Here is a 14707-nt window from a genome sequence, read left to right as displayed (position 1 = left end):
TCGAGCAGCTCAGCGTGCGGGGGACAGCGGCCCACCGGTGAGCACGCGGTAGGCGTAGTTGGTGGCGATCACCGAGATCGGGATGGTCACCAGCAGACCCAGACCGCACAGCAACGCACCGACGATGTTGATCGCGGCCAGCAGCAGCAGGAGCAGCAGCAAGGGTCCGAAGTTCTTCACGGTCAGGTCGACACTGGACTTGATGGATTCGATCGCCGTCTGGTTGCGATCGATCAAGAACGTCAGCGCGAAGTTCGCGAGGAAGCCGATCACGATCAGAAGGATCGTTCCGAGGAACGGGATGAAACTGAACACCACGCTGACGACGGTCCAGATCAACGCGAGGATCGCGATCTGACCGACGTTGGTGAGCTGGAAGAACCGCCCGAACGATGGCTTCTGCGGAGCGCCCGTCTCGTCGAGCGCTCCTCGAACGTAGGCGGCGTTGACGAAATACGACGCGAACGTGATGATCGCCGTCGTAACGATCGCCACACCGGATGTCGTGGTCGTGAATGTCGTGTCGCCGGCTTCCGCGGCCGCCATCGCCGCGGTGAACGTCGACGCGAAGACCACGGCGAGTCCGATAGCACTGACGGCCCACACGATGGCCGACAATCCGATCCACGGTCCCGCATTGGCCTTGAACTTGTCGAAGCCGTAGCTCAGCGCGGCACCGACCTCGAGGCGGCCGGGGTTCGGCCCCAGCGGAGCCTGACCGTAGCCCTGGTTTCCGTAGTTGCCGGGCGGCGGCGGGTACGCACCGGGAGGCGGTGGATAGCCGCCGGGTGCACCACCCTGCGGTGGGTAGTTCCCTGGCGGGGGTGGGTAGCCACCCTGTGATGGATAGTTGCCGGGAGGGGGGTAGCCGCCCTGCGGTGGGTAGTTGCCCTGGGGCGGGTAGTTTCCGGGCGGAGGTGGGTAGCCACCGGGAGGCGGGTACCCACCCTGCGGTGGGTAGTTGCCCTGGGGCGGATAGCTACCGGGCGGGGGTGGGTATTGACCTCCTGGAGGCGGCGGGGTGTTTCCCGTGTTCGACGGGGGAGTGTTCGGCGTTTCGGAGCGGTCGGGATCGGATCCCTCGCCGGGCCGCGGTTCGTCGTTCGGATTGTCGCTCACGTCGTTCTCCTGGTCTGTGGTCGGGAGGAGTGGGGTACTTCAGGGCACCGAAGGCCCTGGGACACCGAACGCAGACGAGCGGGCCTCCGCTGAATGTCGGAGGTCCGCTCGTGCGTGGACGGGGTGTTACGAGACGCTGACGACCTGGGTTCCGCCGGCGAACTCGTCGTGTTTGCCCTGCTGGGTGGGGCTCGAGTTGATGGTCACAGCAACGACGATGTACGCCACGATCACCAGGAAGTTGCCGACGACCGGCACAATGTTCAGCAGCATGAAGGCGTTGCGCTTGGCGGCCTCGGCCTGAGTGGGCAGCCCGCCCGCTGCGCCGAGGGTGCGCAATCCGAGGAGCTGCTTGCCCGGAGTCCGGCCGCGAGAGGACTCGAACAGCGTGAAGTACGCGAAGCCGAGCAGCGCGGCCGCGAGGCCGAACAAGAACGACCCGAGTAGCCCGCTCGGGAGAATCACGTACAGGATGATCTGGACGAGAGCGAGAATGAGCAAGTCCAGGAAGCGGGCCGCGAACCGTGATCCGAGGCTGCCGGGCTGCGCGCCGCCGGGTAGCTGCGAACCCATTCCGAATGCCGCGTTACCGCCGACCGGCGGCGGTGGGTAGTTGCCCGGGGGCGGGTAGTTACCGGGTGGTGGGTAATTACCGGGCGGCGGGTAGCCGGACGCTGGATTCGCGGGGTACTGGGGTTGGTTCGGGTCGGAGCCGTACTGCGGTCCGTTGGGTGGATTGTCGCTCACGAGATTCCCTTTGGTTGCAAATGTGGCGTGCGTCGAACGAATACTCGATTCTCGCTGAGCGAACCGCACCGCCTAGAGGGTGTCAAGCACTACGCGCCCGCCCGGTCAGTACATTTCGGACACGATTCCTCGCCGAGCGCACCGGGCCCGGTCCCACTAGGGTTGGGTGTTCTACCCATACCGGGACTATCACGAGGGGCTCGCCGTGGGCATCAAGGTTGCACTCGAACACCGCACCAGCTACAAATTCGACCGCACCGTCAAGATCTTTCCGCACGAAATTAGGCTTCGACCGGCACCGCACTCGCGTACCCCCATCGAGGCGTACTCGCTGAAGATCGAACCGGCGGAGCATTTCGTCAACTGGCAGCAGGACGTGTTCGGAAACTTCCTCGCTCGGGTGGTCTTTCCCGAGCGAACCGACCACCTGTCGATCACCGTCGGACTAGTCGCGGACATGGCGTCGATCAACCCCCTGGACTTCTTCGTAGAGGAATGGGCCGAGCACTTCGGCTTCGCGTATGAGGAGCACGACCTTCCCGACCTAGAGCCGTACCTGCGCCCGGTGGACGAGGGCAAGGCCGGATCCGGACCGGGCCCGGTGGTTTCGGCCTGGGTGGAGAAGCTGCAGGCAGCCGTCGTCGAACGCGGAGAGTCGTTGCGCACCATCGATTTTCTCGTGATGGCGAACCAAGCCGTCATGGGGGACGTCGGGTACTCCGTGCGGATGGAACCGGGAGTGCAGACCCCTGACCTGACCCTGACGTCCGCCGTCGGGTCGTGCCGCGACTCGGCGTGGTTGCTGGTGTCGGTACTGCGTCAGATGGGTCTGGCAGCGCGCTTCGTCTCGGGTTACCTGGTGCAGTTGTCCTCCGACGTCAAGTCGTTGGACGGCCCGTCGGGGCCGGTGGAGGATTTCACCGATCTCCACGCGTGGACCGAGGTCTATCTCCCCGGTGCGGGCTGGGTCGGGATGGATCCGACCTCCGGCCTGTTCGCCGGCGAGGGTCACATTCCGCTGTCCGCGACGCCACACCCGTCGACTGCCGCCGCCATCTCCGGTGCGACGAGCAAGTGCAAGGCCGAACTCGACTTCTCGAACACCGTCGTCCGCGTCCACGAGGACCCACGAACGACGTTGCCCTACACCGCCGAACAGTGGGAGTCGATCAAGGTAACAGCCGAGAAGATCGACAAGCGGATGCTCGATCAGGACATTCGGCTGACCGTCGGCGGCGAGCCCACGTTCGTCGCGATCGAGAATCAGGAAGCGCCCGAGTGGAACACCACGGCCGATGGCCCACACAAGCGCAAGCTGGCAAGTGTGCTCGCAGAGCGCCTTCGCACCATCTACGCACCCGACGGTCTGGTGCAGCGCAGTCAGGGCAAGTGGTACCCGGGCGAGCCGCTGCCGCGGTGGCAGGTCGGATTGTTCTGGCGCACCGACGGTCAAGCCCTGTGGCACGACTCCGACCTGATCGCAGATCCCTGGTTGGCGGAGGACCTGCGACCGGAACCGGTCGACAACTCGGCGTCGCAGGAACTGATCGACGAGATGGTCAAGGCGCTGGGATTGCCTGCCTCACAAGCGCGTCCCGCCTACGAGGACCCGTTGGTGAAACTGTTGGATCTGGTTCGCCAGCCCTACGGTGACCCGCCCGCCGACGACGAGGACCTCGAGCCGGGAGCCGATTCCGCGGCCGCCAGAAAACAACTGCTCGAGCGGCTCGATGCCAGCACCGACGAGCCTGCCGCGTTCGTGTTGCCCATCTCGCGCACCGAGGACGGGTCCGGCTGGGAGAGCTCGGACTGGAAGCTGCGCCGTGGCCGAATCGTGTTGTTGGAAGGCGATTCTCCCGCGGGTCTGCGGCTGCCGCTGCGGGCGATCTCCTGGGACGGCGGACCGGTCGAGAATCCGGCCGACCCCACCGCGCCCAAGCCGGATCTGCCCACACCGCAGCTGACGCAGCAACCGCCGCGTGCGGTGAACCCGGCCGAGTCGCGGTACGCGCAGTTGGTCAACGAGACGTCCGGGGTGGGCGGCACCGCCGTCACCGCACTGGTCGCCGAGGTCCGTGACGGCGTCCTGCACGTGTTCATGCCGCCGATGGATCGGTTGGACGATTTCGTCGACCTCGTCTCACGCGTCGAGCAGGCGGCGTCGACGATCGACACTCCCGTCGTGATCGAGGGTTACGGTCCGCCGTCGGATCCGCGTATCCAAACCCTCACCGTCACACCGGATCCCGGTGTGATCGAGGTCAACGTGCAACCGACCTCCTCGTGGGCCGAGCAGAACGACCTGATGGAGCGTCTCTACCTCGAGGCTCGCCAGTCTCGGTTGAGCACCGAAGGATTCGACAACGACGGCACCACCCGCGGAACCGGCGGCGGCAACCACATCACTCTCGGCGGCGTGACGCCGGTCGATTCACCCGTTCTGCGTCGACCGGATCTGTTGGTGTCGCTGCTCACTCACTGGCAGCGGCACCCGTCGCTGTCGTACCTGTTCTCTGGCCGCTTCATCGGCACCACGTCGCAGGCACCTCGCGCCGACGAGGGCCGGGAGGAATCGCTCTACGAACTCGAGGTCGCATTCAGTGAGATCGAGCGACTGACCGGGTCCGACCGATCGGCATCGCCCTGGGTCGTCGACCGAGCACTGCGGCACCTGCTCACCGACATCACCGGCAACACGCACCGCGCCGAGTTCTGCATCGACAAGCTCTACAGTCCCGACTCCACTCGCGGCCGACTGGGACTGCTCGAACTGCGCGGGTTCGAGATGCCGCCGCACCATCAGATGGCGATGGTGCAGTCACTGCTCGTGCGATCGATGGTCTCGCGGTTCTGGGACACACCGCTGAAAGCACCTCTCATTCGGCACGGTGCCAACCTGCACGGTCGGTACATGTTGCCGCACTTCGTCATCAACGACATCGGTCGTGTCGTCGAGGACCTCCGTGAGCACGGAATCGATTTCGACACCAGTTGGCTCGATCCGTTCACCGAGTTCAGGTTCCCCCGAATCGGTACCACTGTGGTCGGTGACGCCGAGATCGAACTACGCGGCGCAATCGAGCCATGGAACACCCTCGGCGAAGAATCGACGTCCTCGGGCACCGCGCGTTACGTGGACTCCTCGGTCGAGCGAATCCAGGTTCAGGTCGCCGGAGCCGACGCGGGCCGATACATGGTGACGTGCAACGGGGTGCCGGTGCCGATGTTGCGCACCGAGCGTCAGGACGTTCAGGTCGCCGGTGTGCGCTACCGCGCCTGGCAACCGCCGAGCGCTCTGCACCCGACGATCGAGGTACAGAGTCCACTGCGTTTCGATCTGGTGGAAATGCAGACCGGACGCGCGGTCGGTGGGTGCTCGTACCACGTCGTGCATCCGGGCGGGCGTTCGTACGAGGGGCCTCCCGTCAACTCGGTGGAAGCCGAAGCGCGCCGCAACGGCCGCTTCGAGGAGGGCGGGTTCACCTCGGGGAAGGTGGACGTAGCAAGATTGCTCGAGATGCACGCTCGCCAAGCGATCGATGTGTCCGCGCCCGGCATGCTCGACCTGCGCCGGACCGGAGTCATCACGTCCTGAGACGCGACTGCACAGGAGAACGAGTCGACCGGTAGCGATCTCGGTCCGACGCGTATCGGGTGGTTCCGCAGGAAGCGGAGCCGCCCGGCGGCGGAGTGTGATCGACCGACGGAAGGAACAACGGCTCGATGGTGCCCGTGGATACCACCCTGAGTGGAGCCGGCAGGAACGACGATGTCGCGAGTGCAGCCGGCAGGAACGAAGATGTCTCTGGTGGAGCCGGCAGGAACGACGGTGTCTCGGGTGGAGCCGGGTCGCCGTGGCTCGCGTATCGCGGTCGGCGCGAGGCCGTGACCGGTCGCGTCGGTCGGTTCGACGAGATGCTCGACGCCGACGACGCCGTCCGTCCGCATTGGGCGGAGTTGGTCGACGGGATGCGTGAGGCCGGCTCCGGTGCCATGCAGACGTTGCAGTCGCGGGTGAGCCGTCTGGTCGACGACCACGGGATCACGTACAACCCGATTCCGTCGGGTGGCAGCGAGGCGTTGCCCAGTGCTGTTCGGTGGGGGTTGGACAGCGTTCCGTTGGTCGTCGCGGCCGACGAGTGGGATCGTCTGGAAGCCGGTTTGGTGCAGCGGTCGATGCTGCTCGATGCGGTGCTCACCGATATCTACGGGGCCCAGGAAACCGTTCGTCGGGGGTTGATTCCGCCGGAGTTGGTCTTCGGCAACCCGGGTTATCTGCGGACGGCGCACGCGATCACCATTCCGGGGCCGCATCAGCTGTTCATGCATGCCGCCGATGTCGCCCGAGGCTCCGACGGCGAGTTCCGAGTCATCGCCGACCGTACGCAGGCACCGTCGGGAGTGGGGTATGCGCTCGCCGATCGGCGGGTGATGTCGCGTGCGATGCCCGAGTTGTTCCAGGCGAGCAATCCGAGGCCGCTCTCGACGTTCGCTCGCGCGGTGCGGCTGGCGCTTCGCGATGCGGCACCCGCGTCGGCCGAGAACCCGGTCGTGGTGGTGCTCAGTCCTGGTTCGCACTCCGAGACGGCATTCGATCAGGCTTATCTCGCAACGGTTCTCGGTTTTCCTCTCGTGGAGAATGCCGATCTCGTGGTCCGTGACGGTTGTCTGTGGATGCGGTCGCTCGGCAAGTTGCGCCGGGTGGATGTGGTGCTGCGCCGAGTCGACGCCGAGTTCGCGGACCCACTCGATCTACGTCCGGATTCGCACCTGGGTGTCGTCGGTCTGGTCGAGGTGCTGCGGCGCGGGGCCGTGAGCGTGGTGAACACCCTCGGTAGCGGTGTGCTCGAGAACCCGGCTCTGCTTCCGTTGCTGCCTGCGTTGAGCCGTGCCCTGCTGGACGAGGATCTGATTCTCGGTTCGGTACGGACCTACTGGGGCGGTGACCCGAATCAGCTCTCGCACATCGGCAGCCGGATGCGCTCGCTGGTGCTGCGGTCGACCACCTCGCGTCGCACGGTGGTGGGGCACGATCTCACCGATGTCGCAGCCAGGGAGCTGTGGAATCGAATCGTCGCCGAGCCGTGGAAGTGGACCGGGCAGGAGGTCCCCGAGTTCTCGTTGGCTCCGGTCGGTTCGTCGATCGACGGCGGATCGGGTTCGCAGTTGTCGGTGGCCCCCGCACAGGTGGGGATGCGATTGTTCACGGTTGCGCAGCGGGGTGGGTACACACCGATGCGCGGCGGCCTCGGGCAGGTGGTGCTCACGGCACCGGTAACCGATCCGCTCATCACGGTGGCGTCGAAGGACGTGTGGGTCAAGTCGGTGGAGCGGGTAACCCCGGCCGACTCCGCGCCGCACACCCCACCCGCCACGGTGGAGGAGTTGCCGCAGTACGCCGCGTCCAACGTGGACGTCGTCAGCTCTCCGCGTGTGCTCGGCGACCTGTTCTGGTTCGGCCGCTACAGCGAACGTGCCGAGGACATGACTCGCTTGCTGATCGCTGCGCGCGAACGCAACCAGGACTACCGCTCGATGCCGTGGCTCGAAGGCAGCGACAGTCTGCCGATCCTTCTCGAAGCGGTCACGAAGGTCTCGCGTACCTGGCCGGGATTCCTCGACGAGAAGAACCGCGGCGACGCGACCGTGGAAATGCGTTCGCTGATGCTCTCGACGGGGCGCATGGGTTCGCTGGCGCAATCGGTCGACCGGATGCAGCAAGCGGCGCGCGCGGTGCGCGACCAGCTCTCGAACGACACCTGGGCGGTTCTGAACCGCATCGACACCGCGCTCGAGGAGCTGGCGGAGGCGCCGGTTCACAACGGCGCGCAACTGGCGTCGTCGCAGTCGAGTGTGCTGCGTGGTCTGCTCGCGCTGTCCGGCCTGGCATCGGAATCGATGGTGCGAGACGCAGGCTGGTACCTGATGGACGCCGGTAAGCGGATCGAGCGTGGTCTGCAGTTGACCGCGCTGCTCTCGGCGACACTGAGCCACGCTCTCACTCCGTCCACCGAACAAGCGGTCATCGATTCGGTGTTGTCCGCCGCCGAGTCCTCGGTGATCTATCGCAGACGCAACAGTGGGCGCGCGCGTCCGGCGGCCGTCGCGCAGCTGTTGTTGTTCGACGAGGGCAACCCGCGAGCGTTGGTCTATCAACTCGATCGGCTTCGGGACGATCTGGGTTCGTTGCCCGATGCCTCGGGCACGTCGCGGCCCGAGCAGCTCGTCGAGCAGATGCGGGTGCGGTTGCGACGGGTCGACCCGGGCGATCTGGAATCGGTCGACGCGAACGGTCGACGGGTGGAGTTGCTCGAGCTGGTGGACGGCATCCACGACTCGCTCGAGGAGTTGTCTCGCGTCGTCCTCGCCACGCACATGTCGTTGCCCGGCGGCACGCAGCCGCTGTGGGGCAGCTCGAACATCCGAACTGCGAACGGGGTGCGGTGATGAGTCGTCGGTACCGAATCAAGCACATCACCACCTACACGTACTCCGATCGCGTGACCTCGTCCTACGGGCGTGGGTTCCTGGCGCCGCGCGACATGGACGGGCAGCACTGCGTGGAGAAGTCCGTCACGGTGGAGCCTGCACCGACCGATCAGTCCTTCGGCGTGGACGTCTACGGCAACGAGGATGTGTACTTCCACGTGACGCACGACCACGAGAAGCTGGTGGTGACCGCGGATTCGCTGGTGGAGGTGTATCCACGCCCGGTGGACGAGATCACGTCGTGGCCGGCGACGGCAGCCTGGGAGTCCGCACGGATGGCGTTGTTCGACGCGAACGTGCCTGCCGATCCGGCTCGCGCGTCGGCGGTGGAGTTCGCCCTGGACCTCCCGATTCCCGAGATCACCGATGAGGTCCGTGCGTACGCAGCTCCCAGTTTCTCGCCCGGGCGTCCCCTAGCGGACGTCATCGTCGACCTGACGCACCGCATCTTCACGGATTTCCGATATCTGTCCGGTTCGACCACGGTCTCGACCACCGTGGTCGATGTGCTCGCCGCTCGTTCGGGGGTCTGCCAGGACTTCGCTCGTCTTGCCATCGCGTGCTTGCGATCCCAGGGTCTCGCGGCGCGGTACGTGTCGGGTTATCTCGCGACCGAACCTCCGCCCGGAAAGGAGCGGATGATCGGTGTCGACGCGACCCACGCGTGGGCCGCGGTGTGGATGCCGAACGATCGCTGGCTCGCCTTCGATCCCACCAACGATCAGCTGGTCGACGAGCGGTACGCGACCGTGGCGTGGGGACGCGACTACGCCGACGTGCCTCCACTGCGAGGGGTGATCTACACCGAAGCGGAGGAAAGCACCATCGCCGTCTCGGTGGACGTTGCACCGCAGTAGCGAACCCGGCATAATTCGGTGGCTCGGGGGTAACCGACCATCTGGTCGAATCTGGGGATGTAGAACGACGAATGCCGCAAAACGGACAATCGTGTCTCATTCGTAGTCGTCGACACAGCACAGCAGAACGCACCGAACGGGTAGCTTGGACATCGATGACCGCAACACTGGCAGACCCTGTATCAGAGGTAGTAGCAGCAGCTCAGCGACTCCTCACCAAACGCACCGGAGCTCCGGTGACGTTGATCGACCCGGTGAATCTGGGGGGTAGCGGCCAAGCGATCGTGTTGCGAGTCCGGGTCTCCGAGAACCCGTTTCAGCTTCCCCGCACCCTGGTGATCAAGCAGGTTCGCGATCTGCCCGCCGAATCCGAACTACATGCCGAGCTCGCCGACATCTCCGGCTCGAGCGCCTTCCTGCGCGAGGCCGCGTCGTACCAGTTCGCCAACGCTCTGGCCACGGACAGCAGACCCGGACCCGAACTGCACGCCTACGATCTCGATGCGCGGCTGCTGGTGCTCAGCGATCTCGGCGACGCCAGTCCCATCACCACGCTGTTGCGTAATTCGGACGAAGCCGCGGTGACCAATTCCTTGATGGCGATGGCGCAGGCACTCGGCCGCATGCACGCCGCCACCGTCGGCCGCGAGGACGACTTCGCTGCTCTGTTGCGCCGGGTGGGGCAGCCCGACTCCACCGACGGGATCTCCGCCCAGATACCCGACGCGCTCGCCGAGGTCCCCGGCCTGCTGACCGATCTTCTGGGCGTCGGAACGACCCCGGATGCGATTCTCGATCGCGTCTCGCGCAGTGGACGGCTGTTCGCGCACGGAGCTTTTCGGGCCTTCAGCCCGTCCGACCTGTGCCCCGACAACATCATCGTCAACGACGAAGGCGTGCGGTTCCTCGATTACGAGTGGGGCGGATTCCGTGACGCCACCCTCGACATCACCTACGCGTTGGCGTCGTTCCCCGGTTGCCTGTGCAGCTTCGAGCTCTCGCACGACCGCGAGCAGGCGATGATCGACGCGTGGCGCGCCGAAGTGGTGGGCATCTGGCCTGCGTTGGCCGACGACACCGCCCTGGCGAGCAAGATTCTGGACGCGCGTCTGATCTGGGTATGGCTGAGCACCTACTGGTTCCTGCCCGACGACCACACCCGCATCGCAGCCGCGCGTGCTCACCATCTGTCGGTGCCGCGGTCGCAGGCACTGATCTCGCGGTGGGCGGTGCTGGCCGACAGTGCTGCGCGCGTCGGCGAGACCGGTATCGCCGAGTACGCGACATCGGTCGGCACCGCTCTGCGGACGAAGTGGGAGCGCTGAGCCAGGACGTCGTTCGCGCTCGCGGCGGTTCGATCGGTAGCGTTCGACCGGTGAGTGGCGGCTTCGGAAGTGACATGTCGGGCAGTGATGCTTCGAGCAGCGACGACCCCGGCGATGGTCTCTTCGATACCCCGGCACCGCCGGAGGCGACGATCGCCGAGTCCCGTCCGACGTCCACCTTCATCAGGCCCGATGCACCGCTGGCGGTGCGAATGCGTCCGACGACCCTCGACGAGGTGGTTGGGCAGTCCCATCTCTTGGCTCCCGGCGCACCGCTGCGCCGGCTCGTCGAGGGCTCCGGAGCGTCCTCGGTGATGCTCTACGGTCCACCGGGAACCGGCAAGACGACGCTGGCGTCGCTGATCTCGGGGGCGACCGGACGCAAGTTCGAGGCGCTGTCGGCCCTGTCGGCCGGTGTCAAGGAAGTGCGCAACGTCATCGAACTGGCACGACGTCGACTGCTCTCGGGCGAGCAGACGGTGCTGTTCATCGACGAGGTGCACCGGTTCTCCAAGACACAGCAGGATGCACTGCTCGCCGCTGTCGAGAATCGGATCGTGTTGTTGGTGGCTGCGACCACCGAAAATCCGTCGTTCTCGGTGGTCTCTCCGCTGCTGTCCCGATCGCTGGTTCTGCAGTTGCAGCCGCTGGGATCCGAGGACATCGAGTTGTTGCTCACTCGTGCCGCCAACGATCCGCGTGGCCTGGACGGTGCGGTGACCATCGCCGAGGACGCGATGGAGCACCTGGTGCGTCTTGCGGCCGGTGACGCCCGCCGAGCGTTGACGGCCCTCGAGGCGGCAGCGGGCGCCGCGACCGACGGAACGCTGGACCTCGCGACGGTCGAGGCCAGTGTCGACAAGGCGGCCGTGCGGTACGACCGTGACGGAGACCAGCACTACGACGTCATCAGTGCGTTCATCAAGTCGATCAGAGGGTCCGACGTCGACGCCGCCCTGCACTATCTGGCGCGGATGATCACGGCAGGCGAGGACGCGCGGTTCATCGCGCGGCGTCTGGTGGTGCACGCCAGCGAGGACATCGGGATGGCCGATCCCACCGCGTTGCAGACCGCAACGGCCGCGGCCAGCGCGGTGCAGATGATCGGGATGCCCGAGGCGCGGTTGGCGCTCGCGCAGGCCACGATCCACCTGGCGACCGCGCCCAAGTCCGGGGCGGTGATCGGCGCACTCGGTGCGGCGATGGCCGACGTCGCGGCAGGTAAGTCGGGATCGGTGCCGCCGCATCTGCGCGACGGCCATTACAAGGGAGCGCAGGGACTGGGAAACGCCGTCGGGTATCGGTACCCGCACAGCAGTCCCGGCGGCGTGCTGGGACAGCAGTATCCGCCGGACGAGCTGGTGGGCGTGAACTACTACGAGCCAACCGAACACGGAGCCGAGCGAGAAATCGCGACCAGGGTGGGGAAACTGCGGCGCATCATCCGAGGCCGATAGGCCCTCGAGTCGGCACGGGGTCCGACGACGCTAACCTGTATCAGTGCAGACCCATGAGATCCGCAGGCGTTTCCTCGACCATTTCGTGAAGGCGGGACACACCGAAGTACCCAGTGCATCGTTGATCCTCGACGACCCGAACCTGCTGTTCGTCAATGCGGGCATGGTCCCCTTCGTGCCGTTCTTCCTCGGTCAGCAGACACCGCCGTACAAGACGGCGACGAGTGTCCAGAAGTGCGTGCGCACACTCGACATCGAGAACGTCGGTATCACCACCCGCCACAACACGTTCTTCCAGATGGCAGGCAACTTCTCGTTCGGCGACTACTTCAAGCGCGACGCCATTCGGCACGCCTGGTCGTTGTTGACCGACAGTGTCGAGGACGGTGGGTACGGGTTCGACCCCGAGCGGATCTGGGCCACGGCCTATCTCGACGACGACGAGGCCATCGAACTCTGGAAGGAGATCGCCGGCCTGCCCGACGAGCGCATTCAACGGCGCGGAATGGCCGACAACTACTGGTCCATGGGCATTCCCGGACCCTGTGGACCGTGCTCGGAGATCTACTACGACCGGGGACCCGAGTTCGGTGCCGAGGGCGGCCCGGAGGCCGACGAGGATCGGTACATCGAGATCTGGAACCTCGTGTTCATGCAGAACGAGCGCGGCAAGGGGATCAGCAAGGACGACTTCGAGATCCTCGGTCCGCTGCCGAAGCAGAACATCGACACCGGCATGGGCGTCGAGCGCGTCGCATTCCTGCTGCAGGGCGTGGACAACGTCTACGAGACCGACCTCGTCCGACCGGTCATCGCCAAGGCCGAGGAGCTCTCGGGACGCGCCTACGGTGCGAATCACGAGGACGACGTCCGCTTCCGTGTCATCGCCGATCACGCGCGCACCGCCGCGCTGCTCATCTCCGACGGCGTCAACCCCGGCAACGACGGCCGGGGCTACGTGCTGCGCCGGTTGCTGCGCCGCATCGTGCGATCGGCACGTCTGCTCGGAGCACCCGACGAGACGATGGCGCAGTTCATCACCGTCGTGCGCGACACGATGGCCGAGTCCTACCCGAACCTCGTCACCGACTTCGATCGAATCCTCACCGTCGCGGTGGGGGAGGAGACGGCGTTTCTCAAGACCCTCACCTCGGGTTCGCGGCTGTTCGAGGGTGCCGCCGAGGCAGTCAAGGCGTCGGGTGCGAAGAAGATCGGCGGCGCAGAAGCGTTCGCGCTGCACGACACCTACGGGTTCCCGATCGATCTGACGCTCGAGATGGCCGCCGAGGCGGGGCTGTCGGTCGACGAGGACGGATTCCGGTCGCTGATGGCCGAGCAGCGCAACCGGGCCAAGGACGACGCCCGCGCTCGTAAGCACGCACACGCCGACCTTACGGTCTACAAGGATTTCGTCGACGGTTCGCCGACCGAGTTCACTGGATTCGACGAACTCGGTTCCGACGCAACGGTGTTGGCCCTGATCTCCAACGGCGTCCGGGTTCCGACCGCGGTTGCGGGAGACAGCGTCGAGATCATTCTCGACCGCAGTCCGCTCTACGCCGAGTCCGGTGGTCAGATCGCCGACATCGGCACGATCACCGCCCCTGGCCTCGGTGTCAAGGTCAACGACGTGCAGAAGATCGCCAAGAAGCTCTGGACGCACAAGTCGGTGGTCGAATCGGGTCAGATCACCGAGGGTGACACCGTCCACGTCGACGTCGATCACGCCTGGCGCAAGGGTGCGACGCAGGGCCACTCGGGTACCCACATGGTGCACGCGGCATTGCGTCAGGTGCTCGGGCCGAACGCGACGCAGGCGGGTTCGCTGAACAAGCCCGGCTACCTCCGGTTCGACTTCTCGTGGCAGGGCGCGCTCTCGGAGGCGCAGCGCGACGACATCGAGAACGTCGCCAACGACGCGGTGGGCTCGGACTTCGCGGTCAACACTCTGGTCACCGACCTCGACAGTGCCAAGAAGATGGGCGCGATGGCCCTGTTCGGCGAGAACTACGGCGACGAAGTGCGAGTCGTCGAGATCGGCGGACCGTTCTCGATGGAACTGTGCGGTGGTACGCACGTACAGCACTCGTCGCAGATCGGACCGGTCACCATTCTCGGTGAATCGTCCGTCGGCTCGGGAGTGCGCCGAGTCGAAGCCTTCGTCGGCCTCGATTCCTACCGCTATCTCGCGAAGGAACGCGCGCTGCTGGCCGGCATCGCGTCCTCGCTGAAGGTGCCGTCCGAGGAGGTCCCGGCTCGCATCGAGACCCTGGTCGAGCGCCTGCGCGTGGCAGAGAAGGAACTCGACGCCGTCAAGGCCGCTGCCGTGCTGGCCTCGGCAGGTGAGTTCGTCGGCAAGGCCGAGCGATTCGGTGACGTGCGAGCGGTGGTCGCTCAGGCACCGGACGGAGTCGGCGGAAACGACCTGCGCACTCTGGTGACCGACATTCGCGGACGGCTGGGCACCGACCCGGCCGTGGTGGTGCTGTTCGGCACCGTGAGCGGCAAGGTCCCGTTCGTGGTCTCGACCAACAAGGCAGCTCAGGATGCAGGCATCGCGGCAGGGGACCTGGTGGCGGCCTTCGGTCCGAGCATCGGTGGCCGAGGCGGCGGCAAGCCCGAGCTGGCTCAGGGGTCGGGATCGGACGTCGCCGGAATTGCAGCCGGGATCGACGCCGCCCGGGCCCGGCTGACCGAACTCACGTCTCACTGA

General features: G+C 66.0%; 8 protein-coding genes. 6 read left to right on the top strand and 2 right to left on the bottom strand.

Going from position 1 to position 14707, the window contains the following annotated elements:
* Positions 1-9 precede the first annotated feature (9 nt).
* Positions 10-1119 (bottom strand): hypothetical protein, encoded by a 1110-nt coding sequence (locus CH251_RS22945; RefSeq protein ID WP_094615205.1) that lies wholly within the window; start codon positions 1117-1119, stop codon positions 10-12.
* A gap of 126 nt (positions 1120-1245) precedes the next feature.
* Positions 1246-1866 (bottom strand): RDD family protein, encoded by a 621-nt coding sequence (locus tag CH251_RS22940; RefSeq protein WP_256979250.1) that lies wholly within the window; start codon positions 1864-1866, stop codon positions 1246-1248.
* A gap of 205 nt (positions 1867-2071) precedes the next feature.
* Between CH251_RS22940 and CH251_RS22935 the strand changes: the two genes are divergently transcribed.
* The 6 genes from CH251_RS22935 to alaS all read left to right on the top strand — a co-directional run bounded on the left by CH251_RS22935 (position 2072) and on the right by alaS (position 14707).
* A complete protein-coding gene (locus CH251_RS22935) occupies positions 2072-5461 on the top strand; it encodes a DUF2126 domain-containing protein (RefSeq protein WP_094615337.1) in 3390 nt (1129 codons plus the stop codon).
* Between the two features lie 128 nt (positions 5462-5589).
* Positions 5590-8313, top strand: coding sequence for a circularly permuted type 2 ATP-grasp protein (locus CH251_RS22930; RefSeq protein ID WP_094615203.1), 2724 nt, complete (start codon positions 5590-5592; stop codon positions 8311-8313).
* Positions 8313-9212: a transglutaminase family protein gene (locus CH251_RS22925; RefSeq protein ID WP_094615202.1), complete on the top strand. Its 900-nt coding sequence runs from the start codon at positions 8313-8315 to the stop codon at positions 9210-9212. Before CH251_RS22930 ends, CH251_RS22925 begins: the two co-directional genes overlap by 1 nt.
* 155 nt (positions 9213-9367) lie before the next feature.
* Positions 9368-10537 (top strand): kinase, encoded by a 1170-nt coding sequence (locus CH251_RS22920; protein ID WP_094615201.1) that lies wholly within the window; start codon positions 9368-9370, stop codon positions 10535-10537.
* A 74-nt stretch (positions 10538-10611) separates the two neighbouring features.
* Positions 10612-11994, top strand: a complete 1383-nt coding sequence (locus CH251_RS22915; RefSeq protein ID WP_094615336.1) for a replication-associated recombination protein A — start codon at positions 10612-10614, stop codon at positions 11992-11994.
* 43 nt (positions 11995-12037) lie between these two features.
* Complete coding sequence (gene alaS, locus CH251_RS22910; protein WP_094615200.1) at positions 12038-14707, top strand: alanine--tRNA ligase; 2670 nt, start codon at positions 12038-12040, stop codon at positions 14705-14707.

Origin of the sequence: Rhodococcus sp. 06-462-5, from assembly GCF_002258315.1 — a bacterium.
Lineage (GTDB): Bacteria > Actinomycetota > Actinomycetes > Mycobacteriales > Mycobacteriaceae > Rhodococcoides.
Note: the sequence above shows the minus strand (reverse complement) of the source record. Positions and strands in the feature narration are given on the sequence as shown.

Bases quoted from the DNA above. Each gene is read 5' to 3' on its own strand.
- CH251_RS22930 (WP_094615203.1), top strand. From the start codon at position 5,590: ATGGTGCCCGTGGATACCACCCTGAGTGGAGCCGGCAGGAACGACGAT.
- CH251_RS22925 (WP_094615202.1), top strand. From the start codon at position 8,313: ATGAGTCGTCGGTACCGAATCAAGCACATCACCACCTACACGTACTCC.
- CH251_RS22920 (WP_094615201.1), top strand. From the start codon at position 9,368: ATGACCGCAACACTGGCAGACCCTGTATCAGAGGTAGTAGCAGCAGCT.
- CH251_RS22915 (WP_094615336.1), top strand. From the start codon at position 10,612: ATGTCGGGCAGTGATGCTTCGAGCAGCGACGACCCCGGCGATGGTCTC.